Annotated in this window: 22 protein-coding genes and 3 pseudogenes; 12 read left to right on the plus strand and 13 right to left on the minus strand. The window is 70.4% G+C overall.

Annotated elements, in window-relative coordinates; all coding sequences use genetic code 11:
* Positions 1-2,296 (plus strand): M28 family peptidase (locus JNW87_RS12755; RefSeq protein WP_375373506.1); only part of this gene is annotated, 2,296 nt, incomplete at its 5' end.
* Between the two features lie 98 nt (positions 2,297-2,394).
* On the opposite strand, the gene JNW87_RS12760 is transcribed toward JNW87_RS12755, so the two are convergent.
* From JNW87_RS12760 to JNW87_RS12790, 7 genes are all read right to left on the minus strand, one after another.
* Entirely contained in the window at positions 2,395-4,554 is a 2,160-nt protein-coding gene (locus JNW87_RS12760; RefSeq protein WP_238453740.1) for a glycogen debranching N-terminal domain-containing protein, read from the minus strand.
* Positions 4,555-4,850: 296 nt separating this feature from the next.
* Positions 4,851-5,237, minus strand: coding sequence for a hypothetical protein (locus JNW87_RS12765; protein ID WP_238453741.1), 387 nt, complete (start codon positions 5,235-5,237; stop codon positions 4,851-4,853).
* 179 nt (positions 5,238-5,416) lie between these two features.
* A complete protein-coding gene (locus JNW87_RS12770) occupies positions 5,417-6,526 on the minus strand; it encodes a CapA family protein (protein ID WP_309233946.1) in 1,110 nt (369 codons plus the stop codon).
* The gene (locus JNW87_RS40615) at positions 6,411-7,202 is read right to left on the minus strand and encodes a tyrosine-type recombinase/integrase (protein WP_309233947.1); all 792 of its coding nucleotides are present in this window, start codon (positions 7,200-7,202) and stop codon (positions 6,411-6,413) included. Before JNW87_RS40615 ends, JNW87_RS12770 begins: the two co-directional genes overlap by 116 nt.
* On the minus strand, positions 7,090-7,605 hold the full coding sequence (locus tag JNW87_RS12780; protein ID WP_238453744.1) for a CBS domain-containing protein: 516 nt from the start codon (positions 7,603-7,605) through the stop codon (positions 7,090-7,092). The genes JNW87_RS40615 and JNW87_RS12780 overlap by 113 nt, the downstream gene beginning before the upstream one ends.
* A gap of 3 nt (positions 7,606-7,608) precedes the next feature.
* Complete coding sequence (locus JNW87_RS12785) at positions 7,609-7,812, minus strand: rhodanese-like domain-containing protein (protein ID WP_238453745.1); 204 nt, start codon at positions 7,810-7,812, stop codon at positions 7,609-7,611.
* A complete protein-coding gene (locus tag JNW87_RS12790; RefSeq protein ID WP_238453746.1) occupies positions 7,812-8,135 on the minus strand; it encodes a hypothetical protein in 324 nt (107 codons plus the stop codon). Before JNW87_RS12790 ends, JNW87_RS12785 begins: the two co-directional genes overlap by 1 nt.
* Positions 8,136-8,878: 743 nt before the next feature.
* Here JNW87_RS12790 and JNW87_RS40620 point away from each other — a divergent pair.
* Positions 8,879-9,613, plus strand: a complete 735-nt coding sequence (locus JNW87_RS40620; RefSeq protein ID WP_238453747.1) for an FxLYD domain-containing protein — start codon at positions 8,879-8,881, stop codon at positions 9,611-9,613.
* Positions 9,614-10,197: 584 nt separating this feature from the next.
* On the opposite strand, the gene JNW87_RS12800 is transcribed toward JNW87_RS40620, so the two are convergent.
* The 4 genes and pseudogenes from JNW87_RS12800 to JNW87_RS12815 all read right to left on the minus strand — a co-directional run bounded on the left by JNW87_RS12800 (position 10,198) and on the right by JNW87_RS12815 (position 12,548).
* On the minus strand, positions 10,198-10,725 hold the full coding sequence (locus JNW87_RS12800; RefSeq protein WP_238453748.1) for a hypothetical protein: 528 nt from the start codon (positions 10,723-10,725) through the stop codon (positions 10,198-10,200).
* Positions 10,726-10,993: 268 nt separating this feature from the next.
* Positions 10,994-11,248 carry a Smr/MutS family protein gene (locus JNW87_RS12805; RefSeq protein WP_088987488.1) on the minus strand — a complete coding sequence of 85 codons (255 nt, stop codon included), beginning with the start codon at positions 11,246-11,248 and terminating at the stop codon, positions 10,994-10,996.
* Between the two features lie 72 nt (positions 11,249-11,320).
* Positions 11,321-11,688 (minus strand): annotated as a pseudogene (locus JNW87_RS12810) (tetratricopeptide repeat protein).
* 89 nt (positions 11,689-11,777) lie between these two features.
* Complete coding sequence (locus tag JNW87_RS12815) at positions 11,778-12,548, minus strand: ROK family protein (protein WP_238453749.1); 771 nt, start codon at positions 12,546-12,548, stop codon at positions 11,778-11,780.
* A gap of 89 nt (positions 12,549-12,637) precedes the next feature.
* Between JNW87_RS12815 and JNW87_RS12820 the strand changes: the two genes are divergently transcribed.
* From JNW87_RS12820 to JNW87_RS12830, 3 genes and pseudogenes are all read left to right on the plus strand, one after another.
* Positions 12,638-14,275, plus strand: a complete 1,638-nt coding sequence (locus JNW87_RS12820) for an ABC-F family ATP-binding cassette domain-containing protein (protein WP_238453750.1) — start codon at positions 12,638-12,640, stop codon at positions 14,273-14,275.
* Positions 14,276-14,313: 38 nt separating this feature from the next.
* A pseudogene (locus tag JNW87_RS12825) lies at positions 14,314-14,559 on the plus strand (hypothetical protein); the annotation flags it as partial.
* Positions 14,560-14,980: 421 nt separating this feature from the next.
* A complete protein-coding gene (locus JNW87_RS12830) occupies positions 14,981-15,706 on the plus strand; it encodes a methyltransferase domain-containing protein (RefSeq protein WP_238453759.1) in 726 nt (241 codons plus the stop codon).
* A 24-nt stretch (positions 15,707-15,730) separates the two neighbouring features.
* Here JNW87_RS12830 and JNW87_RS12835 read toward each other — a convergent pair whose 3' ends face one another.
* Positions 15,731-16,741: a LacI family DNA-binding transcriptional regulator gene (locus JNW87_RS12835; protein WP_238453752.1), complete on the minus strand. Its 1,011-nt coding sequence runs from the start codon at positions 16,739-16,741 to the stop codon at positions 15,731-15,733.
* 143 nt (positions 16,742-16,884) lie between these two features.
* Between JNW87_RS12835 and JNW87_RS12840 the strand changes: the two are divergent.
* The 5 genes and pseudogenes from JNW87_RS12840 (at position 16,885) to JNW87_RS12860 (ending at position 22,582) form a co-directional block, all read left to right on the plus strand.
* Positions 16,885-18,395 (plus strand): annotated as a pseudogene (locus JNW87_RS12840) (alpha-N-arabinofuranosidase).
* A 38-nt stretch (positions 18,396-18,433) separates the two neighbouring features.
* Entirely contained in the window at positions 18,434-19,765 is a 1,332-nt protein-coding gene (locus JNW87_RS12845) for an ABC transporter substrate-binding protein (protein ID WP_238453753.1), read from the plus strand.
* 6 nt (positions 19,766-19,771) lie between these two features.
* Positions 19,772-20,737, plus strand: a complete 966-nt coding sequence (locus tag JNW87_RS40625; RefSeq protein WP_238453754.1) for a carbohydrate ABC transporter permease — start codon at positions 19,772-19,774, stop codon at positions 20,735-20,737.
* A gap of 10 nt (positions 20,738-20,747) precedes the next feature.
* A complete protein-coding gene (locus JNW87_RS12855) occupies positions 20,748-21,572 on the plus strand; it encodes a carbohydrate ABC transporter permease (RefSeq protein WP_238453755.1) in 825 nt (274 codons plus the stop codon).
* Between the two features lie 107 nt (positions 21,573-21,679).
* On the plus strand, positions 21,680-22,582 hold the full coding sequence (locus tag JNW87_RS12860; protein WP_238453756.1) for a glycoside hydrolase family 43 protein: 903 nt from the start codon (positions 21,680-21,682) through the stop codon (positions 22,580-22,582).
* Between the two features lie 21 nt (positions 22,583-22,603).
* Here JNW87_RS12860 and JNW87_RS12865 read toward each other — a convergent pair whose 3' ends face one another.
* On the minus strand, positions 22,604-23,893 hold the full coding sequence (locus JNW87_RS12865; protein WP_238453757.1) for an amino acid permease: 1,290 nt from the start codon (positions 23,891-23,893) through the stop codon (positions 22,604-22,606).
* A 504-nt stretch (positions 23,894-24,397) separates the two neighbouring features.
* Between JNW87_RS12865 and JNW87_RS12870 the strand changes: the two genes are divergently transcribed.
* Positions 24,398-25,996, plus strand: coding sequence for a glycoside hydrolase family 10 protein (locus JNW87_RS12870; RefSeq protein ID WP_238453758.1), 1,599 nt, complete (start codon positions 24,398-24,400; stop codon positions 25,994-25,996).
* 233 nt (positions 25,997-26,229) lie between these two features.
* The gene (locus JNW87_RS12875; RefSeq protein ID WP_109803995.1) at positions 26,230-26,772 is read left to right on the plus strand and encodes a phospholipase; all 543 of its coding nucleotides are present in this window, start codon (positions 26,230-26,232) and stop codon (positions 26,770-26,772) included.
* Positions 26,773-26,919 lie beyond the last annotated feature (147 nt).

Genomic DNA, 26,919 nt, shown 5'->3' on the forward strand with positions numbered 1-26,919 from the left:
CCTGGTCGACCTGCGTACCCCGGCGCCCCGCCCGGCCGACGCGCCGGCCGCCGACTTCAGCGCCGCCCGGGCGTACCGGAACGTCGAGGTGATCGCGGCCCGGCCGCACGTCGCCGGCAGCCCGGCCAACGACCAGGTACGCGAGCACCTGGTCGGCGCGCTGCGCGGCCTGGGGCTGGAGACCGAGGTGCAGGACACCGTCGCTCGGGAGGCCGGCCAGCTCCAGCGGGGCAACGGCAACTACTCGATGGGCCGGGTCCGCAACGTGGTCGCCCGACTTCCCGGCACGGACCCGACCGGCAGAATATTCCTGGTCGCCCATTACGACTCGGTGCAGTCCGGGCCGGGCGGCAACGACGACGCCGCCGGCACCTCCACCATCCTGGAGGTGGCCCGCGCGCTGACCACCGGCCCCCGCCCCCGTAACGACATCGTCTTCGTGCTCACCGACGCCGAGGAGGCGTGCCTCTGCGGCGCGTCCGCCTTCGTCTCCAGCCACCCGCTGGCGAAGGACGGTGGGGTGGTGCTCAACCTCGAGGCGCGCGGCTCGACCGGGCCGGTCATCATGTTCGAGACGTCGCGGAACAACGCGAACCTGGTCGAGCTGTTCGGCCGGGCGGCGCCACATCCGGTGGGCACCTCGTTCGCGGTGGAAATCTACCGGCTGCTGCCGAACGACACCGACTTCACCCCGTTCCGCGACCAGCACGGCCTCGACGACCGCCCGCGCTTCATCGGGTTGAACTCGGCCTACATCGACGGCGGCGCGATCTACCACACGCCCTTGGACACCCCCGAGGTGATGGACCGGGGCAGCCTCCAGCAGCACGGCGACAACGCGCTCGGCCTGGCCCGGGCGTTGGGTCGGTCCGACCTGCCGACGCTCTGGTCCGGGGACGACGCCACCTACTTCCCGGTGCCGGGTGGGCTGGTCCGCTATCCGGGCTGGCTGACCTGGCCGCTGGCGCTGGCCGCGGTGATCGGCGTACTCGTGCTGGGTCTGTTCGCCCGGTCGCGGGGCCGGACCACCGGGCGCCGCCTGGTCGCCGGATTCGGCCTGGCGCTGGTCCCGATCGTTCTCGCCCCACTGGCCGCCCAGCTGTTCTGGGCGGCGGTCACGGCGATCCGCCCCGGCCACGCCGAGCTGCTCGACCCGTACCGGCCGACCTGGTACCGGCTCGCCGTGGTGGCGCTGGCCGCGACGGTGCTCCTCGGCTGGTACGCGCTGGTCCGGCGCTGGGCCGGGCCGATCGCGCTGGCGATCGGCGGGCTGGCCTGGCTGGCCCTGCTCGGGGTGCCCCTCGCCCTGTTCGCACCAGGTGGGTCGTACCTGGTCGTCCTGCCCGCCCTGGCCGGCGTCGTCGCCGGCTTCGTCGCGCTGAACACCCGGATCGACGGGCCGTGGCCGGTGGTCGCGGTGACCGCGGCTGCAGCGGTGGGCGTGGTCGTGCTGCTGCCCACCGTGGTGCTGCTCTTCCCCGCGCTGGGCATGGCGATGGGCGGGGTCGCCGCCCTCTTCGCGGTGCTGCTCGGCCTGGCCGCGCTCCCGGTGGTCGACCTGCTGCACCCGCAGGCCGGGGGGCAGCGTGGGATGCGCGCGCTCCGCGCCCGGAAGCTGGGCACGTTGCCCGTCTGCGCCGCCGCGCTCGCGGCGACGGTGTTCGCCGGGGTGGGGCTGGCCGTCGACCGCTTCGACGCCGCGCATCCCGCGCCGACCCACCTGATGTACGCCATGGACGTCGACACCCGGCAGGCGCGCTGGCTCAGTCACGAGGAGCACCCGCAGCCGTGGACCGCGCAGTACGTCGGCGGGGTGGAACGGGTCGGTGGCGAGTTCCCCGGCCTCGACGACGCGGAACTGCGCTCGGGGCCCGCGCAGCCGGCCGACCTGCCCGCTCCGAAGCTGGAGGTGCTGAGCGACACCGGCGACGGCGACGTGCGCCTGCTGCGGCTGCGGGTGACCCCTCAGCGTCAGGTGCGCCTGCTCACGGTGCACGTGGACGGAGATACCGCCGAGGTGCTGAGCGCCGCGGCGGAAGGCCGGATGAGCTCGTTCTCCGGGCCGTCGCCCAACCTGCCGTGGACCGCGGGGTTGACCTTCCACGCGCCCCCGCCACAGGGGATCGAGGTCACCCTGAAGCTGCTGCGCAAGGACCAGCGGGTCCGGGTCCGCGTCATGGACGTCAGTGACGGGTTGGACGGCCTGCCCGGCTTCCGCCCCCGGCCCGCCGGCGTCGGCGTGGCCGGCTCGCACAGCTCCGACATGCTCGCGGTCGCCCGCACCTACCCCCTCTAACCCCCACCCCCTCCTCGCGATCTTGCACTTGATGCCCGGGCCAAACGGGCGAACGCCGCAGAACGGGGACCCAAAGTGCAAGATCGCGGAAGGAACGCCTAGTCGACGGGGGCGACCGTGCACTCGGAACCGGCGGCTTCGACGTTCCACCGTCGCCCCAGCGCCGCTACGTGATGCAGGCGGATCCGTCCGAATTCGTCGGGGACGTGCGCGTCGGCGACGAGTTCGCCCTCCCGCGGTTCGAGGCCGAGCATCGTGCGCAAGAACAGCAGGGGCGCACCGCTCGCCCAGGCCTGCGGGTTGCAGGCGGTCGGGTACGGCACGGGCTGACGGCCGAAGGACCGGTCGTAGCCGGAGAACGCCTCGGGTAGCCGGTGCTCGGAGTGCCGGGACGCTTCCAGCATCGCCACCGCAATGCGGTTGGCCTCGTCGCGGTAACCGTAGCGGGCCAGCCCGGCGGCGATGATCGAGTTGTCGTGCGGCCAGACCGTGCCGACGTGATAGCCGATCGGGTTGTAGCCGACATCGGCGGTGGACAGGGTGCGTACCCCCCACCCGGAGAACATCTCGGGAGACATCAGGTGTCGCGCGAGTTGTCCGGCGCGTTCCTCGGGGACTATCCCACTCCAGAGCAGATGACCCATGTTGGAGGTCATCGAGTCGATCGCCCGTTTGTCGCCGTCGAGGCCGACGGCGTAGTAGCCGCCCCGCTCGGGGATCCAGTAGTCCCGGTTGAACTGTTCGCACAGCCGCGCGGCATCGGCGCGTAGTCGCTGGGCCATGGCCGGGTCCTGCCACGGTCCCTCGGCGAGCTCGGCCATGCGCAGTTTCGCGTCGTAGGTGTAGCCCTGCATCTCACAGGTGGCGATCGGTAGGACGGGTATCCGCCCGTCGGCGTACTGCACGCCGTCGGGGGAGTCCCGCCAGCACTGGTTGCCCAAGCCCTGCGTGGATCGGGTGGCGTACTCGACGTATCCGTCGCCATCGCGGTCGCCGTAACGGTCGGTCCACCGCAGCGCGGCCTCGGCGTTGCCGCGCAACCGGCGCACGAGGTCGGCGTCCCCGGTCCACCGCCAGTACTCCGAGAGCAGGATGAGCCAGAGCGCAGTGGTGTCGGCGCTGCCGTAGTACGGGTGGTAAGGCTTGAGGCCGAGCTGGGTCAGCTCACCCGAGCGGTACTCGTGGAAGATCTTGCCAGGTTCCTCGTCGGTGAAGTCGTTGAACCCTTTCGCCTGGTGCGCCGCCAGCACGATCAGGGCGCCGCGGGCGACATCAGGGCCGCAGGTCATGGTCTGGTAGGCGGTGATCACCGTGTCGCGACCGAAGGTGGTCAGGAACCACGGCAGGCCCGCGGCAAACAGGACGACCGGCTCGCCGGCGATGGTCTTCTCGATCCGCATGGACACCAGATCGACCGCCGACCTGTGGTAGACGTCGCGGAGCAGATCGACGTCCGCGTGCAGGTGCGGCTTCTCCGCAGCCCACCGGGTCGACGGGTCCTCCGGCCCGTGATCGAACGCCTCGCCGAACCCGCGGACCGCCGGTCGGTAGTCTTCCTCGCCGCAGCGCAGCGGAACCTGCAACTCGCAGGACCACTGCTGCCCCCGCTCGAGACACACATCCCACACCAGGGCGTCCCCGTCCACCAGGTCGGCCGGCGGGTCGGCCTCGACGCGTACCGACGCCGCAAAGCTGCCGTTGCGATACCCGAACCCGAGTGCCGAGCCGTCCAGCTCGTGCTGACGGACGATGTCCGTGGCACGGTCGCGGCCCGACTCCTTGATCTCGAACAGGTCGGCGAAATCCGTCCCGACCGCCACCCGCAGACGGATCGACACGGGCTCGACGCCGAAGTACCGCAGCTCGACGCGTTCGTAGAGGCCGTCGCCGACGAAGCGCTGCCGGCGTACACCCACCCGGTTGGCGGGCAGGTGGGGCAGGTCCGCGTTGGCCAGGAAGAACGCCGCCGAGTAGGCGTCGACGGTTCCCGAGGAGAGCACCAGCAGCGGCGCGTCGCCGATCGTCAGTTCCCACTGGTTGAGGAACCGGGTGTCGTCGTGCACCAGGCCGCCGATGGAGCCCCTCGGCACGTCTCCCCGGGCGTCGGAGAACATGAACGTGCGACCCTCCAGCACGCCGACCGCGTCCGGCCCCAACTCGGGCGGCAGGTCTCGGCAGGCGCCGCTGGACACCCCCGGCCCCGTCGGTGCGTCCGGCATCGGGTCGGCGGGCGTCGGCCGCCGTGATGTCGCGGTCACCCGAACCTCCTCACGTCGTCGGTCCGCCCATGCCGAGCGTCGCTCGCAGCGGAAGACCGCCGCCGAGCCGCGGTCAGGACCTGTCATTCCGAACCAGCATTCCCGGGCATACGCAGGTCATCCCATGGCGCTCCACTGCCATTGGACGGGTGTCCCTGGCCTTCCGACCGGCGAGGACCGAAACCGGCGACGGCCTGGAGACCGCATGATCATGGTTCAGCGGCCCTGTGAACGCCCCGAAGTGAAGGTCAGGGGCAGTGCGGTGACTATTTCCAGCGGAACTATCCGAGGGCCGATCAACCGATCCAGGTCAGCACCGCCACGGCGACCATTCCGAGTGCCAGAGCGCCGAAGACGACGACCAGCACCCGGCGACGCCATCCGCGCTGCGCCGGGTCGTGGACAAGGAGGGCTGGCCCGCGCCGGTCGGGGCGGCGGGCGATGGCGCTAGCCAGCCGCTCAAAATCCGCGACCTGGCCAGCGGCCGTCAAGCCAACCGTCTCCGGCACCTCGGGCAACGGCGGCGGGGCGGAGACGTCTTGTGTCTCGTACAGAGGCTCGATCCGCGGCGGCAGCCGGCGAAAGCGGTTGTTCACACGACCACAGTCGCAGGCGCCGCCAAGGCAAACCTCGCGGTCGAGATGGCGGCCGTACAGCAGGAAAGTGCAGCAGCACCGGACCATTGCAGGTCAGCAGCCCTGCCGGGGACTGCGTGGGAGGTCGGGAAGCCGGGACCCTTACTTCCAACGGAAATGCACGAATCGGGCCAGACCACGGCGTTGACCTGCGACGCAACACCGACCCAAGATCGCGGGAACAGATCGGGCACAGTTCGGCTCATGACCGGGTCGCCAGGCGAGGGTCAGCGCCGCATTCGTAGTCCGGCGGACAGGGCACCCCGCATGTCGACGTACTGGGCAATCTGCTGCTGGACGCGGGCCAGGTCAGCCCGGCGCTCCTCCGGCGCTCCGACGTCGGCTACAGCGGTGGCCAGGTCAACCACCCGGGCGGCAGGCTGGTACTGCATCCAGGTTGCGTGCACCTCGACGCCGCTCACCTCCCATCGGCCGGACGCCTTACGGGTGAAGGTGAATTCTGGCACCACCGCCTGCTGGGTGCTCTCCTCAGAGCCGTACGTGGTCAGGTTGCCGAGCCCGTACGCCACCCATTTCGTGCCGATCTTCTCAAACGGCTGTACCACGTGTACGTGGTGGCCCACGATGAGGTCGATGTCGGGCGAGGCGAGGAGATCCCGGGCGAGCTGGAGCTGCTCGTCGTTCGGTTTGTTCTGGTACTCCGTGCCCCAGTGCATCGACAGGATGACAATCTCCGCACCCAGGTCGCGGGCCCGCCGTGCCTCGGCGAGGATGGCGTTGCGGTCGGTGAGGTTCGCGACCCAGTCCTGGCCGGTAGGCCGAGGGATGCCATTGAAACCGAAGGTGTACGACAACTGGGCCACCTTCACCCCGGCCACGTCGAGGATGTTGGGCCGCGCTGCCTCCTGTGGGCTCCGCGCGGTCCCGGCATGGCGTAATCCGGCCTGGTCCAACTTGTCGAGGGTGCGGCGGATGCCTGGTACACCCGTGTCGAGGGAATGGTTGGACGCTGTCGAGCAGGTGTCGAAACCAGCCCATGCCGCGGCATCGGCCAGTTCCGGTGGCACGCTGAAGATCGGGTAACCGGTGAACGGGCCGGACGGCTCCGCCAGCGGGGTCTCCATGTGGCAGATCGCCAGGTCGGCCCGGCTCACCACCGGCCGTATCGCGGCCAGGACCTGGGTGAAATCGTGGCCGGCGCGGCCGGCGGCGCGGGCGTCGGTCGCGGCCTGCGCCGTCAACTCGGGATGCACCAAGAGATCACCGGCGGCGACGACGGTGATCTGGGATTTCGGCGCAGGCGACTGGCTGGCGGTCGAAGCTCGCCCGGGCCGCTTGGTGTCCGCGCGGCCGAGCGGGCCGCCACAGCCAGCCACGAGTACGACCGACAGAAGCAGGACAGACGACACTCTCCTCATATGAACTAGTTTCGTGTCGTCGGTCGAGGCCCGGGCGAGAAATCGGAAGATCTGCAACCCTCGGGTCACAAACCGGTCGGGTCACGGCAGGCCGGCTCATCACCGGGTCGCCACCTGCCGAGCGCCGGACTGCTGGCACAGGGCCCGCGTCGACCAGACTCCGCGTGCGATCGACCGCCTCCGCCACTCCCCCCGCGTATGTGTCCAGCGTGATGATCGGCGTGGCGTGCCCCAGCGCCATCTGAACCGTCTTCACGCTCGCCCCGCCGTGGATCAACAGGGTGGCGAAGTAGTGGCGCAGCCCGTGACAGCCGAACCCCTCCGGTACGCCGTCGACCGCTTCCACGGCTTTCTTCCATGGGTACGCCCACCCGGTTCGCTGGATCGGGTCGGGTCGCTGGGGCCAACAGTGGTCAAGTTCAGCGAGAAACGGGCAAGGCCCCCAACCTGCGTTTCCGCAGGTCAGAGGCCTTGCCGTTCCCTGGTGACGGGTAGAGGATTCTGTAGCTTTCGCGACGGATTTACAGTCCGCTGCCCGTAGACCTGGACCCCTCGTCGAACGAAGTCGCGTTGGTGTCTCGTAGGTCGTCGCTGTGGACGATGCCCAGTAGCTGGCCTTCCGGGTTAGTGACAATCGTGTAGGTCAGGTGGTGGTCGCGCATGTCGGATTCGATGTCGGCCAGGGCCTCGTGAGGGCGCAGCGTCAAAGGCCCCGGTTCCATCACTTCATGGGCTGGGGTGTCGGAGTCGGCAGCGAGGTCGGCGTGCCGAAGACGACCGAGCAGGGTGCGATCGGCGGTAAGGACGAGGGCGAACCCGTATGGAGAGGCGTCAACTCGGGCGCGGACGGTGGTGATGGTCTCGTCAGGCATGGCGGTGGGCACGTCGTGGCGCAGGCGGCTGCCGGCGGTGGGTGCGTCGGCCCGGGCGCCCTCGGTTGGCAGATTGTGCGCGAGCCAGTCGACCTTGCCGGCGGCATAGTCGTAGAGATCGGTGAACCCGAGGGCTTCGAGCCGGCACGCGGCTCGTGGGCTCATGTCTCAAAGGCCGTCCCAGCAGTAGACGACCACCGGGCGGATGCGGTCCAGGGCCGCGGTCGTCGCGGGGTTGAGGGTTTTGAGCGGAATGTTGACCGCGCCGGGTAGGTGCTGGTCGGCATACTCGGCGGTGGGCAGCACCTCAACGAGCTGGGCGCCGGTGCCCAGAAGCGAGCGCAGCCGCGGCAGGTCGATCCGGGCAACCATCAGCCGGCCCTCCCACCGGGTGGCTGGCGCTGCAGCGCGGCGAGGATCGAGGCGTCCGGAGGGGTGCCACGCAGCCCGTCGCCGGTGGGGTAGACCCGGCACAAGAGTCCGTACGTGTCGCGGGGCGCCGCCGTGGGATCGACGTCGATGCCGTTGACGCGAATGGTGGGCGAGCCGAGAAACCGCTCCGCCTTCGCCTCGGCATCCGAGTCGATACGCCGCACGGTGATGGGCAACTCGACGCCCGCCTCGGTGAGCAGGGCACGCACGTGTTGCAGACCTTCGTGGTTGGGACAGCCGTCGAAGTACAGGATCTCGATCACGAGACTATCGTCCGGCCTCGCCCGCAGTGTGCGACCACACCGCCTGGCGGCGCGTGGCGAGGGCCGCCGCGATCTCCTCCCAGCTCGACAAGGTCGAGGGCAAGCCCAGCGCGTGGGCGATCTCCGACCAGCTACGCCCGGCCCGGCGGGCTGCGCGCACGGACTCGCCGAATGCCTTGTCTACAGCGACCGTGGTACGGCAGGTAACCGTCAGCTCTGCCAGAGGATCGCGATTCCACATTCCGATCTTGCGCAGCCGTACCCGGTCGCCTCTGCCGCGAAGCCGTAACGCTGGCGAACCCACGTTGACGCACCTCCCTCGTTGCTTCGATGCCCATCTTCCAGCATCGACCCCCGGTCAAGAGCCTGCCGAGAGAATGTGAAGCGTGAGGGTACGACGGAGGCAAAGCTGGTACGGGAACTGCCCTCATCGCGGACAACACGATTGGCGGGAACTTGAGCCGCCAGAGCCATGTAGCGAGTGCCAGTACGAGATCGAGCACCAGTAGCTGATGCCCCCATCGCCGCATGCACCGCAATCGCCCCACCACCCCGGGCAGCCAAGTGAGCAGCCAACCCGGCGAGCATCAGCGGACGACCACGGACCCGGACATACCGTCTGGCATGAGGACCAGGCGGTAGACCAGCACCCCGGCACCGACTCGTAATGCGTAGGTCACGGAAGGAACCACTGAGCCCATGACTTCTCACTGCCTGCCTACGCGGTGCCCGGCGTCAAGCCCGTGGGCGGCACCGATGATCTGCGCAGCGTCGAGTACGCCGTCGACCAGCTGGCCGCCTTCCCACCGGTCGCCGCGGCGCTCGACCACACCCCAGACGTGCTGTCGGCGATCCGCTTGGAGGGCGAAATGCGGGACGAATTCTCCGCGACCCGCGCCGACCTCTGCGCGGAACTCTGGGTCGGCACCGGCGACGGCCTACGCTGGGAGTTGAGCTTCGGCGACGGCGTGAATTTCATCGTCCTCATCGGCAGCGAGTTCTTCCCCGAAGACCTGCTCGAGGAGGCGCTCGCCGCGCAGCCCAGCGTCGACTCCGTCTACCACTACGACCGCGAGGTCTTCCACGTTCGGATGGCCCGGATCCACCAGGCCGACGAGATGGCCGCCGCTGGCTCGACGCGATCGTCACCGCCCACCGCGAGTCCGCCCGCCGCCGCGGCATCGACTTGCCGTACTGACATCGTCAAGGCGGATCCCACTGTGACGATCACCAAATGCAGCGTGAAGGACGGCGGGCTCCTTCGGAACGCCGACATCGAGTACACGATCAAGAACAACACAGGATCGTCCAGTTCGTACTCGATCCGGTTTGACGTTCTGGACTCGTCGGGAACGAAGGTCGGCGACGGCACCGACTACATCAGCGACGTTGGCGGCGGGCAGACGGCCCGCGGCGACACGATGATTGTTCTCGATGCAGCGGGTGGGGTGAAGTGCGAGGTCGGTAACGTGAGCTGAACTCCGGACATGCGAAGCCCGGACCGTCGTGGTCCGGGTTCCGCTGTACCAGCTAGGCGGATTTGCGCAGACCACGGCAGACGACGGGGGACCCGGACCCCATGTCGAGCAGGACGGCCAAGCGGCGGGCCAGCGCCCCGACACCGACTCGTAACGGATAGGTCAGTGCAGGCCGCGCCGGGGGCGGCTTCTAGATCGGGATGATCGGACGCCGTCTTGCCTTCGTCTCACTTGTCGTCTCGTTCGTTAGCGTACGGGGGCGACCGTAAGACGAACGGCCGGCCGAGTTGGCCTAGGTGGCGAACCGGCCCGATCAAGCGCGTATGGCGCCGAGCAAACTTGGAAAGCGGGCTGGGGCCTACAGCTTGTCGTGCTCGGGGATCGTGTCGGTCTAGTCATCGGCGGTCTCGTTTCCGGTCTCGTTCGTTGGCGTTCGAAGGAGGCCGCGATCGGCTGCGGCAGTGGCTCGATGCAGGTCCTGAACCAATCGGTCCGCTGATGAACGAGCGAGCGCCGACCTCGAAAGCGTGGGACTGCCGGTCACGTCTGCCAGCGGCCGGCGGTCGCAGCCCGGCAACGGTCCGCTATTCGTGATGAGGGAACCCTCGCGGGTCGTGCTGCTGCCGGGGTGGGTAGAAGCGCCGGTGGACCGCCGGCACAAACAGCAGAATCAAGACCACGGCCGCCGCGCCCACAAGCAGAGGTGGCCCCAGCACGTCGACAATGCGGACCCAGGTTGGCGCCAAGGCATGCCGAGGCGTGTTCGGGTCGTCAGGGTTTCCGGTGAAGGAACCCCCGCCGTTGATGAACGTCAGGCCGCAGCAAAGAGCAAATGGAGCGGTCAGGACGCAGGTCGTCACATGTGCCCACGTCTCGCCGTGCACGAGCCCTGCCAGCGACAGGAGCAGGCCAGCCACGGCCAGTCCGGACAGAACCGAGGCCAGTTGGTCGACGACCTGGAGACCGAGGTCTGCAAGGCCGTTCCGGTTGGCTGCCTCCTCCGGCGGCACGTAGTACACGACGTCCCAATGCATGAGGTCGTAGATGATCGTTGCAGCGTTGAGCGTCAGGCCGAGCACCAGCAGACCGACCGCGACTGCCGGTGCGAGCACAGGCCATCGCGATATCGACGTCACGGCAAGCCTCGCCGGTAACAGGCTCTCCTGATGATCACTCGACGGACCATACACAAACCGACCGGTCGGCAGGGTACGTCGATCCGGCCGGCTGCGTAGGCTCGACAGCCTCATGATCATCGGGCACAGATCCGGCACAACCGAGCGCGAGTAACGGCGGAAGATGCCGGAAGCCGACGAAAGGCGTTTCCGCAGCTCAGGAGCTACCTCGGCGGTAGCGCGCAAGGTCGGGTAGCCGGGACTCCTACTTCCAACGGAAGTGGACGAAGAGGCGGCCGAAGTTCTTCGAGTCCTTCTCGACGCGGTGGTAGAGCTGCTTGACGTCCTTCTGGTCCAGGAAGCGCAGCACCCGCTTCTTGAGCTGGCCGGAGCCCTTGCCGGGGATGATCTCCACGAGGGTGGCCTTCTTCGCGACCGCCTCGTCCATGATCCCGCGCAGCGCGCGGTCGATGTCCTGGCCCTTGTTGAAGATGTCGTGGAGATCGAGCTTGAGCTTCACTCCGCAATCGTAGGCGCGGCGGACACGCAACAGGGCAGCCACCAGGGCTGCCCCGTCCGTACGCGTGTGCCGTCAGCGGCCGCCGCTGACCCGACTCTCCACCCGGCGCAGCGCCGTCGTGTAGTCGGTGTTGGTCGAGTACATGGCCGCCGCGATGCGCAGGTGCCGCAGCGCGTCGGCGTACCGGTTCATCCGCTCCAGCGTGCGGCCCAGCACGTGGTGCGCGTAGTGGTCGCTCGGGTCCCGGTCGACCAGCTCGCGCAGGTGCTCCTCGGCCCGGTTGAGCTGGGCGACCGGAAGTACGCCCGGGCCAGCAGCTGCCGCACCGAGGAGTTGCCGGGTTCCGCCTCGACGATCGGCTCGAGCAGCCGCGCCGCCCCGGCCGGGTCACCCGTTTCGAAGAACATGGTCGCCCGCCGGTAGTCCGCCAGAAGATCCATTCGTCCCACCTCCTCGTGTCGCGCCGCCCTTTGTCCGACGCTGACACAACACCGGCCGTACCGCGAGTGTTCCGTTCGCGGAAGTTGCGTCAGGGCGTCGGGTCGTACCGGTCGCCCATCAGGTCCCAGGCCCGGACACCGCCCACGATTCCGGCCGTGTTCGGGACGACCACCACGTCATCGCCCATCCGGACCAGTTGTTCCGGGCGGATCAGGCGCGAGTTCCCCCCGCCCAGGTAGAGCCGGTCCCAGCGGAACACCGGGCGCAGGCCGTCGACCACCTGCCGGATCCGGCGGGACCAGAACGCGTCGCCGAGCCGGCGGCGCTCCGGCTCACCCACGTACGTGTCGTAGGTGGTGCCCCAGCGCACCGGGGCGTGCGACAGCTCCAGGTGCGGGGCGAGCACCCCGCCGTCGAAGAGGGCGCTGCCCAGCCCGGTGCCGAGGGTCAGCACCAGCTCGCAGCCGGTCCCGGCGACCACGCCCGCGCCGTGCACCTCGGCGTCGTTGAGCGCCAGCGCCGGGATCCCGAACGCCTCGGCGAGCGCCGTGCGCACGTCGTAGCCGGACCACTCGGCGACCAGGTCCGGGTCGACCTTGCTGCGCGGCCCGGACCGGGTCACGTAGTGCGGGGTGGCCACCACCACGCCGTGGCGGATCATCCCCGGCATGCCGACGGTCACCCGGTCCGCCGCGGGCAGCCGGGTGCCCAGGTCCAGCAGGGTCTTGACGAACAGCGACGGCGGCAACGGGTACGGCGTGGGCACCCGCAGCGGCCGGGCGCGCATCGTCCCGGCGGCGTCCAGCACCGATGCCTTGATCCCGCCCCCGCCACAGTCGATCGCCAGAGTGGTCACCACGCCCGTGAGTCTTCCTCAGCCCGGTCGCCGGCGGAGCGCGGGTCATCGGATCGGCCGCCGGCCGCCACCCCGGTAGGCTCGACCTCCTCATGAGCGCCACGTTGATCGTCAAGGACCTCGCTGCCGGGCACGGTGACCGGCTGCTCTTCTCCGACCTGGAACTGGTGGTCGCCCCCGGCGACGTGGTCGGGCTGGTCGGGGTGAACGGGGCGGGCAAGTCGACCCTGCTGCGTACCCTCGCCGGGCTGCAGCCGGTGGAGCTGGGCAGCGTCTCGCTGAACCCGCCCAGCGCCACCGTCGGCTACCTGCCGCAGGAGCCGGAGCGCCGGCCGGGCGAGACCGTCCGCGACTTCCTGGCCCGGCGCACCGGCGTCACCGCCGCGCAGGTGGCGCTCGACGCCGCCACCGAGGCGCTCACCGCCGGCGCGGACGGCGCCGACGACGCGTACGCGGAGGCCCTGGAGCGCTGGCTCGGCCTGGGCGGCGCGGACCTGGAGGAACGCGCGGAGCAGGTCGCCGCGGAGCTGGGGCTGACCGTGGACCTGGAGCACCCGATGACCGGTCTCTCCGGCGGGCAGGCGGCCCGGGCCGGGCTGGCCTCCCTGCTGCTCAGCCGGTACGACGTCTTCCTGCTCGACGAGCCCACCAACGACCTCGACCTGGCCGGGCTGGACCGGCTGGAGCGGTTCGTCGGCGGGCTGCGCGCGGGCACCGTGCTGGTCAGCCACGACCGCGAGTTCCTGACCCGGACGGTGACCCGGGTGCTCGAACTGGACCTGGTCCAGCAGCAGGTCCGGCACTACGGCGGGGGCTACGCGGCGTACCTGGAGGAGCGGGAGGTGGCCCGCCGGCACGCCCGCGCCGACTACGAGGAGTACGCCGACACCCGGGCCGCGCTGGAGGCCCGGGCCCGCACCCAGCGGGCCTGGATGGAGAAGGGCGTGAAGAACGCCCGGCGCAAGGCCACCGACAACGACAAGATCGGCCGCAAGTTCCGCGCCGAGGCGACCGAGAAGCAGGCGGCGAAGGCCAAGCAGACCGAGCGGCTGATCGAGCGGCTGGAGGCGGTCGAGGAGCCCCGCAAGGAGTGGGACCTGCGGATGGAGATCGCCGCCGCGCCCCGCGCCGGCGCCGTCGTGGCCGCGCTGCGCGGAGCCGTGGTACGCCGGGGCGGCTTCACCCTCGGCCCGGTGGACCTCCAGATCGACTGGGCGGACCGGGTGGCGATCACCGGGGCGAACGGCTCCGGCAAGAGCACGCTGCTCGCCGCGCTGCTGGGCCGGCTGCCGCTCGACGAGGGGCACGCCGCGCTCGGTCCCGGGGTGGTGGTCGGCGAGGTCGACCAGGCGCGTGGGCTCTTCCTGGGCGACCAGCCCCTGCTGGACGCCTTCGGCGCCGCCGTACCGGAGCTGACGCCCGCGGAGGTGCGGACGCTGCTGGCCAAGTTCGGCCTGCGCGCGGCGCACGTGCTGCGCCCGGCGGCGACCCTCTCCCCGGGCGAGCGGACCCGCGCGGCGCTGGCCCTGCTGCAGGGGCGCGGGGTCAACCTGCTGGTGCTGGACGAGCCGACGAACCACCTGGACCTGCCGGCGATCGAGCAGTTGGAGTCGGCGCTGGAGAACTACCCCGGCACCCTGCTGCTGGTCACCCACGACCGGCGGATGCTGGACGCGGTGAGCGTCAACCGACGGCTGCGGGTGGACGCCGGACGGATCGCCGAGGATTGATCCGTGCCGGCGGGCGCGCGCGGGGTGACAATGACGCCATGCTCAAGTGGGAGTACGCGCTGCTGGTCCGCCGCCGCCAGGCGGCCACCACCGACATCGGGTGGGAGGTCGTCTTCATCTGGTACGGCCCGGACGGCTCCATGGTCGACGTCACCCCGTACGGCGACACCGCGCTGGCCCACCTGAACCGGGCCGGTGACCAGGGCTGGGAGCTGGTCGCAATGAGCGAGGACCCGTCCCTGCCCGGCAACAACGAGCTGCATCGTTACCACCTGAAGCGGCCCCGGACGACCACTCCGCCGCCCCGGCAGCGGATCCGCGGCGCGGGCCGGGCCGCCCGCCGGACGATCTCCGGCTGACCTGTGCCGCCCCGGCGCAGCCCGGCCGGACCATGCTCGCCTGGGCCTGGGCCTGGGCCTGGGCCTGAGCCTGAGCCTGGGCGGTCCGGCGTGTCCCGCCGCGGCGGGCAGTTACCCGGCGAGCGATATACCTGAGAGTCATAAATATGCCTGACCGGCATATCGCTCACCGGAGAGGTCGCCGCTGGGGCAACCCGGTAAGCCGATTCGTTGGCGCCGAGAGCAGCGTCGTCCGCGTGCGACGAGCCGGCATGGGCCGTGGGATCGGCGGCGTTCGGCGGGGCGAATCTGCATGATCGAGGCATAACGGGCGGGGATGCGGGTAACGGGCGGCCCGGAGGTGCTCATGGTCGCGATGGCCCAGTCCGCGCCCTCGGCCGAGCGGCTGCGGACGGTCGACGGATTCCTCACCGAGGCGTGGGCGGATCTGGCCCGGCACGACGACCGGCTCCGTCCGCTGGCGGTCGAGGTGCGCTTCGACCGGGGCGTCGCGCACCTGACCGGCGAGGTCGCCGACCCGGCCGAGCTGCGGCTGGTCCGCGACCTGGTCGGCCGGCTCGCCGGGGTGCTCGGCGTCTGGTGCAAGGTACGCGTGGCCGGCCGCGCCCCGGTGGTGGTGGACCTGGGCTGCGGGGCGACCAAGCAGTGGCCGGGCAACCTGGGGTTGGACATCTACCCCGCGCCCGGGGTGAACGCGGTGGCCGACCTCTCCGGTTCGCTGCCGCTGGCCGACGACTCGGTGGACGTCTTCTTCGCGGTGCACATCCTGGAGCACCTGATCGACTTCCTGCCGCTGCTGGACGAGTGCCACCGGGTGCTCCGGCCGGGCGGCGTGCTGCACGTGATGAGCCCGTGGTGGCGGCACGTGAACGCGGTCGCCGACCCGACCCACGTCCGGCTGCTGGACGTGCAGACCATCAAGGGCATCTGCGGTCAGCGCCCGCCGGGCACCCCGCGCTGGTATCCGCTGCACTCCGGCTGCGACGGCGCCTCGATCTTCGCCGACCTGACCCCGCTGGGCCCGGACGACCCGGCGCCCGCCAAGACCCACCTGGCCCGCTTCTTCGACTGACCGCCGACCCTCGGAGGATCGGTCTCAGGGGCGGCCGGTGGTGCTCTCGCGGGTGGCCAGCCGGTGGGGGGCGGTGAGTTCCCGGGGCGGCGCCTCCCGGTCGCCGTCGAGGCGACCGGCCAGCAGCTCCACCGCGAGCCGGGCGATGCGTTCCTTGTCCGGGGCGACGGTGGTGAGGGTGGGGATGGAGAACCGGCCGTCCTCGATGTCGTCGAAGCCGGCCACCGCTACGTCGTCGGGCACCCGCAGCCCCGCCTCGTGCAGGGCGCGCAGGGCGCCGAGGGCGAGGGTGTCGTTGAAGCAGAAGACGGCGTCGGGGCGTACGCCGGAGGAGAGCAGCTCCCGCATGGCGGCGGCGCCGTCCGCGCGGTGCCAGGCCGGTGCGGGCGCCACCAGCTTCTCGTCGTACCCGATGCCGGCCTCGGCCAGGGCCGCGGTGTAGCCGGCCAGGCGGAGCCGGGCGCTGACCCCCTCCGGGGTGCGCTGCGAGCCGATGGCGGCGATCCGGCGCCGGCCGAGCCCGATCAGGTGGGCGGTGACCTCCCGCGCGGCGGCCACGTTGTCGACCACGACGTGGTCGGCCGGGCCGTGGTCGACCCGCTCGCCGAGCAGCACCATCGGCATGCCGTCGAGGCCGGTGAGGTCGTCGGCGGTGAGTGCCAGCGGGCTGAAGATCAGGCCGTCGATCATGTGGTCGCCGATCCCGCTGGCGACCTTGCGCTCCTGCTCCGGGCCGCCCCCGGTCTGGTCGATCAGCACCGTCCAGCCGTGCTCGGCGGCGGCGGAGACGACGTGCCGGGCCAGTTCGGCGAAGTACGGGATGTCCAGCTCCGGGACGGCCAGCGCGATCACTCCGGTCCGCCCCTTGCGCAGGTTGCGCGCGGACAGGTTGGGTCGGTAGTTGAGTTCGGCGATCGCCTCCTCGACCCGGGCCCGGGTGTCCGGGCGGACGTGCAGGTAGCCGTTGACCACGTTGGAGACCGTCTTCACCGACACGCCGGCTCGCTCGGCGACGTCCTTGAGCCTGTGCCGCACTGCCAACCCTCCCGGTGTCGGGTACTGCCGGCACTGTACCGCGTCCAGACCCCTTTACAACGTTGCTTACAACGTTGTAGAAACCTGTGGTACGGAGTGACCGCGGTCACCCGGGCACCGGTAACGAGGAAAGGTGGCACCCCTTGCGGAGCGCACAGCTGACGATCGACCCGGCCTTCTCGATCGGACCGGCCGACCGCCGGCTCTTCGGTTCCTTCGTCGAGCACATGGGGCGCTGCGTGTACGGCGGAATCTACGAGCCGGGGCACTCCACCGCCGACTCCCGCGGCCTCCGCGGCGACGTGCTCCAGCTCACCCGCGAGCTGGGCGTCTCGGTGGTCCGCTACCCCGGCGGCAACTTCGTCTCCGGCTATCGCTGGGAGGACGGCGTCGGCCCGGTCGGCGACCGGCCCCGCCGACTGGACCTGGCCTGGAAGACGATCGAGACCAACGCGTTCGGGCTCGACGAGTTCATGACCTGGGCTACCGAGGCCGGCGTGGAGCCGATGATGGCGGTCAACCTCGGCACCCGGGGCGTCCAGGAGGCCTGCGACCTGCTGGAGTACACCAACCACCCGGGCGGTACGCAGCTGTCCGACCTGCGCCGCAAGCACGGCGCCGAGGAGCCGTACGGGGTGCGGCTCTGGTGCCTGGGCAACGAACTAGACGCCCGTGGCAGGTCGGCCACAAGACCGCCGACGAGTACGGCCGGCTGGCCGCCGAGACCGCCCGGGCCATGAAGATGATCGACCCGTCGATCAGCCTGGTGGCCTGCGGCAGCTCCAACCGGACGATGTCCACCTTCGCCTCCTGGGAGGCGACCGTGCTGGAGCACACCTACGAGCACGTCGACTACATCTCCGCCCACACCTACTACGACCCGTCCGACGGTGACCGGGCCAGCATCCTGGCCTCCGCGGTCGACATGGACAACTTCATCACCGACGTGGTCGCCACCGCCGACCACGTGGCCGCCCGGCAGCGGCACAAGCGGAAGCTCAAGATCTCCTTCGACGAGTGGAACGTCTGGTACCAGTCCCGCCTCCAGGCCGACCTGGACCGGCGCGGCTGGGTCGAGGCACCGGCGCTGATCGAGGACGACTTCACCGCCGTCGACGCGGTGGTGGTCGGCGACCTGCTGATCACCCTGCTCCGGCACGCCGACCGGGTCGGGGTGGCCTGCCAGGCCCAGCTCGCCAACGTCATCGCCCCGATCCGCACCCGCACCGGCGGTCCCGCCTGGCGGCAGAGCATCTTCCACCCGTTCGCCCTCACCGCCCGGTACGCCCGGGGCACCGTGCTGCGTACCGAACCGGTCTCCCCCCGCTACGAGACCAAGAAGTACGGCGACGTGCCGGTGCTGGACACCGTCGCCGTGCACGACGAGGAGACCGGCGGCCTGGCCGTCTTCGCGGTCAACCGGGGCGACGCGGACCTCCCGCTCGACCTCGACCTGCGCGGCCTGCCCGGCCTGCGCCCCGAGCAGCACCTCACCCTCGCCGCCGGTTCCGCGCCGGCGGCCACGAACACCGAGGCCGAGCCCGAGCGGGTGACGCCTCGGGAGCTCACCACCCCCACCTCCGACGGCGGCCGGTGCACCGTTGCGCTGCCCGCCTGCTCCTGGAACCTGCTGCGCTTCGCCCCTCAGCCCTGACCAGGCAATACTTCATCCCGTCCCCCAAGGAGTACCGCATGATCACCAACGAGATGAGCCGGCGCCGCCTGCTCGGCCTCGGCGTCGGCCTCGGCGCCGCGGCCACGCTGACCCTGGCCGGCTGCGGCGGTGGCAGCAGCACCGGCGGTTCGACCGCCGCCGGGAACGGCGGCAAGGACTACACCGGCCCGAAGGTCGACCTGAAGCTGTGGAACGGGTTCACCGGCGGCGACGGCGACATCTTCAAGAAGCTGGTCGAGCAGTTCAACACCGAGCACCAGAACGTCGCGGTCAGCGTCGTCACGTACGAGTGGCAGGACTACTACAGCAAGCTGCCGGGGGCCGTCTCCAGCGGCAACGGCCCGGACATCGCGGTCATGCACATGGACCAGCTCGCCACCTTCGCCGCCCGCGGCGTGATCACCGAACTGGACGACGTGGCCAAGGCGCTGGAGCTGAGCGAGGGCGACTTCGCCCCCACGGTGTGGAAGGGCGGCCTGTACCACGACAAGCGGTACGGCATCCCGCTGGACATGCACCCCCTCGGCTTCTACTACAACAAGGGCGTCATGCAGAAGGCCGGCCTCGACCCGAACAAGCCGCCGGCCACGAAGGACGAGTACACCGCCGCGCTGGCCGAGCTGAAGAAGTCCGGCGTACAGGGCTTCTGGGTGAGCCCGTTCCAGTTCACCGGCGGGATGACCTTCTACTCGCTGTTGCACCAGTGGGGCGGCACGCTCTTCGACGGCGAGGTCGCGAAGGCCACCTTCAACTCCGACCCGGCGGTCGAGGCGTGCACCTGGCTGGTCGACATGATCAAGCAGGGGTACTCGCCGGCCAACGTCGGCCAGGACGCCGACTACCTCGCCTTCAAGAGCGGGAAGAACGCGTTCAACTTCAACGGCATCTGGCAAATCAACGACCTGAAGAAGACCCCGACCGTGCAGTGGGGCGTGGCTCCGCTGCCGCAGATCGGCAGCCAGCCGGCGGCCTGGGCCAACTCGCACAACTTCACCATCGTCAAGCAGCGCAGCGCGGACAACAACAAGGTCGCCGGGGCGAAGGTGTTCATCAACTGGCTCAGCCAGCACTCGCTGGACTGGGCCAAGGGCGGCCAGGTGCCGGCCCGCAAGGCGGTCCGGGAGAGCGCCGAGTTCAAGGCCCTGACCGAGGTCAACGCGCTCGCCCCGGAGCTGGAGTACGCGGCCTTCCCGCCGGCCACCCCGGGCCTCGGCGAGGTGATGACCACCTTCTACAACGCCTTCAACGAGGCGGCGCTGGGCAAGAAGTCGCCGAAGCAGGCGCTGGACGACGGGGTGGCCAAGGCGAACAAGCAGCTCGAGGACAACCGCAAGAAGTACGGGAGCTGATCCGCCGTGGCGGACGTGATCGAGGTCGGGGCGGCGCGCGGTGACGCGCCGCCCCCGGCGGGCGGCCGGCTCCGCCGGCGGGGCGCCACCGAGCGGGGGCACCGGGCCACCCCGTACCTCTTCCTCGCGCCGTACCTGGTCCTGTTCGGCGTCTTCGGGCTGGCGCCGATCCTCTTCGGGGTGTGGATCAGCCTGCACCAGTGGGACCTCCAGCTGCCGAACCGGCCGTTCATCGGGCTGGGCAACTACCGCGACCTGTTCTCCAGCGACTCGGCGATCTACGGGGACTGGTGGTCCAGCGTCCGGGCCACCGCGATCTTCACCGTCCTGTCGGTGCCGCTGCTGGTGGTCGTACCGCTGGGGTTGGCGCTGCTGCTGAACCGGTCGTTCCCCGGACGGACGTTCTTCCGGGCGGCGTTCTTCGCCCCGTACGTGCTGGGCGTCGCGGTGATCGGCCTGCTCTGGCGCTTCCTGCTCGACGCGAACCTGGGCCTGGTCAACCGGCTGCTCGGGGCGGTCGGCCTGCCCTCGGACACCCCGTGGGTGACGGACGTGCCGTGGGCCTGGGTGTCGCTGGTGGGGGTGACGGTCTGGTGGACCTGCGGCTTCAACGCGGTGATCTACCTGGCCGGCCTCCAGGACATCCCGGCGGAGCTGTACGAGGCGGGGCGGGTCGACGGCGCGAACGGCTGGGACCGGTTCCGGCACGTCACGCTCCCCGGCCTGCGCCCGGTGCTGCTCTTCGTGCTGACCACCACGATCCTCGCCTCGGCGAACGTCTTCGGGCAGGCGTTCCTGATCACCCAGGGCGCGCCGGGCGAGCAGACCCGGACGGTGGTCTGGCGGATCGTGGACGAGGGGCTGCGCGACTACGACGCGGGCCGGGCGGCCGCGATGAGTGTGCTCTTCGCGCTGATGCTGGCGGTGGTCAGCATTGTCAACTTCCGGCTGTTCCGGTACCGGGAAGACTGAGGGGGCGACGATGACGAGTCTGCGCCGCGGCGTGCGCTACGCCGTGCTGCTGCTGATCACCGCGGTCTTCGTGACCCCGGTGGTCTGGATGCTGCTCACCTCGCTGAAGACGTACGCCGACGCGCAGCAGGACCCGCCGAGCTGGCTGCCGAACCCGTTCTCCACGTACGGCTACGACGCGATCATCAACAACACCGCGAACCCGGTGCTGCGCTGGTTCGTCAACAGCATGCTGGCGGCCACCCTGCACACGCTGCTGGTGCTGGTCACCGCGTCGATGGCCGCGTACGCCCTGGCCCGGCTGCGGTTCCACGGCCGGCGGCTGAGCTTCGCGCTGATCGTGGGCACGCTGTTCCTGCCGCCCACCTCGCTGATCATCCCGAACTTCGTGATCGCCGAGCGGCTGGGCTGGATCGACACGCTGACCGTGGTGGTGGTGCCGGGGGCGGCGAGCGCGTTCGGGGTGTTCTTCCTGCGGCAGTTCTTCCTCTCCATCCCCCGGGAGCTGGAGGAGGCCGCGGTGCTGGACGGCGCGAACCACTGGCAGGTCTTCACCCGGGTGCTGCTGCCGCTGTCGAAGCCGGCGCTGGCGACCCTGGCGGTGCTGTCGTTCCTGACCAACTGGAACGACTTCCTCTGGCCGGTCTACGTGCTGTTCAGCCCGGAGCGGCTGACCCTGCCGGCGGGCCTGGGCCTGCTCCAGGGCGCCTACGTGACCGACTATCCGGTGATCATGGCCGGGGCGATGCTGGCCAGCGTGCCGGTGCTGATTCTCTTCGTGCTCGCGCAGCGCCACGTCATCCAGGGCGTCTCCCGCAGCGGCCTGAAGGGATGATCTCCGGCAGGAGCCGGCGACGCGGCGCGGCGGCCCTGGCCGCCGCGCTGCTCGTCGCCGGTTGCGGCAGCACACCAGCCCCTTCGGGTACAGGAGACCAGACGCGCATGTTCACCAACCCGGTGGTCCGGACCGACGCCCCCGATCCGCAGGCGATCCGGGTGGCCGACACCTGGTACCTGTTCCACACCAACAGCGGCGGCCGGAACGTCCCGGTGCTCACCTCCCCCGACCTGGTCGAGTGGAGCGAGGCCGGGGACGCCCTGCCGGAGCTGCCCGGCTGGGCCGACGCCGGGAAGACCTGGGCGCCCGAGGTGATCCAGCTCGCCCCCGACCGGTTCGTGCTCTACTACACCGTCGCCGACCGGGCGTCGCGCCGGCAGTGCGTCGGCCGGGCGGTCGCGGACCGGCCGCTGGGGCCGTACCGGGACGACTCGACCGCCGCGCTGGTCTGCCAGGCGGAGCTGGGCGGGTCTATCGACGCCAGCCCGTACCGGGACGCCGACGGCAGCCTGTGGCTGCTGTGGAAGAACGACGGCAACGCGATCGGGGTGGACACCTGGCTCTGGTCGCAGCGGCTGAGCGCCGACGGGCTGCGCCTGGTCGGCGAGCCGGCGAAGCTGCTCAAGCAGACGGAGCCGTGGGAGGGCACCCTGATCGAGGGGCCGTTCTTCCATCGGCACGACGGGCAGCTGTACCTCTTCTTCGCCGCCAACGCCTACGACAGGGACACGTACGCCGAGGGCTACGCGGTCTGCGACTCGCCGACCGGCTCGTGCGTGAAGGCGCCCGAGAACCCCATCCTGAAGACCAACGCGGTCGCCTCCGGCCCCGGCCACGCCTCGATCGTGGCGAAGGACGGCCGGACCTGGCTGCTCTACCACGCCTGGCCGCCCGGCCAGGAGGGCAGCACCGACCCCGGCCGCCAGGTCTGGCTCGACGAGGTGGTCTGGGAGAACGGCAAGCCGGTCGTCAAGGGCCCCACCGCCGCCCCTCAGCCGAGGCCCTGACCGGGACCTCAATCCCACAGCTCACAAGACGGCGCGCTCGGGAGGAGACTGGGCGGCCTCGCGCCGGGCCAGCCGGTTGCGCCGGTGGCCGTAGCCGAAGTAGATGATCCCGCCGAGCAGCATCCAGGCCAGGAACCGGAGCCAGGTCTCCACCGACAGGTTGAGCATCAGGTAGAGGCAGGCCAGCGCCGAGACGATCACCGGGGAGAACGGCACCTTGAACGGCCGCTCCAGGTCGGGGCGCTTGCGGCGCAGGATCGGCACGGCGACGGAGACCAGCACGAACGCGCAGAGCGCGCCGATGCTGACCAGGTCGGCCAGGGCGGAGAGCGGGAGGAACCCGGCGAGCAGCGCCACCCCGAGGGTCATTATCGCCGAGATCCGGTACGGGGTGCCCCAGCGCGGGTGCACCTTGGCGATCGAGGGCGGGATCAGCCCGTCCCGCGCGATGGCGAAGCCGATCCGGCCCATGGCCACCAGGTCGACCAGGATGACGCTGGTCAGTCCGGCGATAGCGGCGATGGAGACTCCGATGGCCGCCCAGCCGGCGCCGACGGCCTCGAAGGCCGAGGCGATCGGCGCGCCCTCGTCGATCTCGGTGTAGCGGACCATGCCGACCAGGACCAGCGAGACGCCGATGTACAGCACGGTGGAGATCAGCAGCGTGCCGAGCAGGCCCAGGGGCAGGTCCCGGCGCGGCTTCCTCGTCTCCTCGCCGAGGTTCGCCACCGCCTCGAAGCCGGTGTACGCGAAGAAGACCACCGCGGCGGCGGTGAGCACCCCGGCGAAGCCGAAGACCGACGGCTCCAGCCCGAAGAGGGCCTGGGTGACCGGTTGCCGGATGCCGTCCTCGCCGCTGCCGGCGGGCTCGGCGGTGGGGATGAACGGGCTGAGGTTGGCCGCCTTCACGAAGAACAGCCCGGCGACCACGATGAAGACGCAGATGGCGACCTTGACCAGCACCAGCAGGTTGGTCACCCGGGCGGACTCGCGGATGCCGACGATGCCGACGACGCCGAGGATCAGCACGATGGCGATGGCGCCGAGGTTGACGATGCTGCCCTCCTCGGCGAACCAGGCGCTGGGCAGGTCGAACAGCTCGGCGAGATAGCCGGACCAGCCTCTGGACACCACCGCCGAGCCGAGCGCGAACTCCAGCAGCAGGTCCCAGCCGATGATCCAGGCGACGATCTCGCCCATCGTCGCGTACGCGTAGGTGTAGGCGCTGCCGGCGGTCGGCACGCTGGACGCCAGCTCGGCGTAGCAGAGCGCGGCGAGCAGGGCGACCACGCCCGCGACGGCGAACGACACCACCACCCCGGGCCGGCGTGGTTCTTCGCCTCGATGCCGGTCAGCGTGAAGATGCCGGTGCCGATCACGATGCCGATGCCGAAGCCCATCAGGTCGACGGCGCCGAGCCGGCGGCGCAGCCCGAGCTTCCCGCCGGTGCCGTCGGCGTCCGCCTGGGCCAGCACGTCCTTGATCGGTTTGGTGCGCAGCACGGACACCCGATCACCCCTCCCCACCGTGCGACCACCACCGTGGCGGCCGGTGACCGGCCAAGCTACCCAGCTCGCCGCGCGCCGAACCATGACGGTGCGTGTCGGGAAGACCACGTTCGGCGGTGTGGGCCGGCTCACGGGTCGCACGTTCGGCCCGACCTGCGCGTCGATCCGTCCGGAGGTCTTGCGCCGTCCGGGGAATGGTGAAAGTTTCCTACCGACGACAGATAAAGTGCGGCGCTTCTTGCCGGATGCGCCCGGCGTCCGTCGTCGACCGACATCTGCCCCGGGAGCCCAAGAAGGGACGCACCGCATGAAGGCAACTCGGCTCAGAGCCGCCGGGCTGGCCGTGGCGCTGCTCGGCGCGCTCGTCGCCGCCACGCCCGCGAGCGCCGCGGAAAGCGACGCGGCGACCGACCCGTTGACCACCTGCACCACCGACCCGGCCACACCCAAGCGTCAGTTCCGGGCGATGTGGATCGCGTCGGTGACGAACATCGACTGGCCCAGCAAGGCGTCCCAGACCGCGCCCGACCAGGTCGCCAAGCAGAAGGCGGAGTACCTGGGCTGGCTCGACCTGGCCCAGAAGCTCAACCACAACGCCGTCGTGGTCCAGGTCCGCCCGACCGCCGACGCGTTCTGGCCGTCGCCGTACGAGCCCTGGTCGGAGTACCTGACCGGGGTGCGCGGCCAGGACCCGGGCTGGGACCCGCTGGCCTTCCTGGTGGCGGAGTCGCACAAGCGGAACCTGGAGTTCCACGCCTGGCTCAACCCGTACCGCGTCTCCATGCCGGCGCCCGGCGGGGCCGGCGCCGACCTGGCGAAGCTCGCACCGAACCACCCGGCCCGGCAGCACCCGGACTGGGTCTTCGCCTACCCGCCGGCCGGGGTGGCCGGCAGCCGGCTCTACTACAACCCCGGCATCCCCGAGGTCCGCGAGTTCGTCCAGACCGCGATGATGGACGCGGTCAACCGGTACGACATCGACGGCGTGCACTTCGACGACTACTTCTACCCCTACCCGAGCGGCACGTACCAGGTGCCGGACGACGCCACCTTCGCCCAGTACAACCGCGGCTTCACCGACCGGGCCGACTGGCGGCGGGACAACATCAACCTGCTGATCCAGGAGATGAACGCCAAGATCAAGGCGGCCAAGCCGTGGGTGAAGTTCGGCGTCAGCCCGTTCGGCATCTGGCGCAACAAGTCCGCCGACCCGAACGGCTCGGACACCACCGGGTCGCAGTCGTACGACATCATCTCCGCCGACACCCGCAAGTGGGTTAAGGAGGAGTGGATCGACTACGTGGTGCCGCAGCTCTACTGGTACATCGGCCAGTACCCGGCCGCCGACTACGCCCGGCTGGTGCCGTGGTGGGCGGAGACCGTGCGCGGCACCCGGGTGCAGCTCTACATCGGACAGGCCGACTACAAGAGCGGTGAGCCGGCGTACGGGCCGTTCTGGCAGAACCCACGGGAGCTGTCGGACCACCTGACGCTCAACCGGTCGTACCCGGAGGTGCTCGGCAACGTGCACTTCTCCGCGGTGCAGGTGCGGGCGAACCGGCTCGGGGCCACCGACATCTACGCCGCCGAGCACTACTCCCGCCCGGCGCTGGTGCCGGCCATGGCGCAGCTGCCGGCGCAGCCGCTGCTCGCCCCGGTGATCACCGCGCCGAGCGGCAGGCCGACGGGGTCCACCTCACCTGGCGGCAGCCGGCGGACGATGCCGGCCCGCTCGGCGCCGCCACCTCGTACGCGATCTACCGGTTCGACGGGACCGGCATCGCCGACCGCTGCGACTTCGCCGACGCGTCGCACCTGGTCGCCACCGTGCGGGGCGACGCGGGCGACGTGCAGTCCTGGGTGGACAGCACCGCCGAGGCGGGCCAGCGCTACACGTACCACGTGACCGCGCTGGACCGGATCTGGAACGAGGGGCCGGCCAGCCCGCCGCGCTTCGTACGCTGACCCGTCGGACGGAATGCCCCGGACGCCCCCGGCGTCCGGGGCATTGGTCTGTTTGGACGTATGTCACCAACAGTTCGCGCCGAGCATCGCGCGACGTTCCGCCGTCGATCGACACTGATCGACATCCGGTGACCCGCCGGTAACCGCCGTACCGCACACCCCGCGGAGGTAACCGTGTCCAGACGCCTCGCCACCGTCCTCATCTCCGGCACGTTCGCGCTGCTCACCGCGCTGGGCGTGGCCTCCCCCGCGTCCGCCGCGGTGAGCACCGAGCAGAAGCTCTCGGTGCTCTCCAGCTGGACCCAGACCAGCGCCACCAGCTACAACGCCTGGAACGCCGGCCGTCTGAACAAGGCCGCCTGGTCGGAGTACGCCTTCGACTGGTCGACCGACTACTGCTCCTCCAGCCCGGACAACCCGCTCGGCTTCAACTTCAGCCTCTCCTGCTACCGGCACGACTTCGGCTACCGCAACTACAAGGCGATGGGCCGGTTCTCCGCCAACAAGTCCCGCCTGGACAGCGCCTTCTACGCGGACCTGAAGCGGGTCTGCGCCACGTACAACGTCGTGGTCCGGCCGGCCTGCTACAGCCTGGCCTGGACCTACTACGAGGCGGTCAACGTCTTCGGCTCGGTCGCCGCCGTGCGGCAGTCCGACATCGACCGCGCCGCCCGGATGAAGGCCGACGCCGAACACCGCGCCGCCACCCGTTCCTGACCCGCCCACCCGCTCTTGTCGATCAAGAGGTTCGCGTCCGGGGTCGAACTGGCTTCCGACGCGAACCTCTTGACCAACGCAACCCTGCATCACCAGCTGGATCTGCCGGCGCAGCCGCCGCAGTGCCCCGCCGGAGAGCTTGGAGAT

Origin of the sequence: Micromonospora sp. ATA51, assembly GCF_016802855.1 — a bacterium.
Lineage (GTDB): Bacteria > Actinomycetota > Actinomycetes > Mycobacteriales > Micromonosporaceae > Micromonospora > Micromonospora sicca.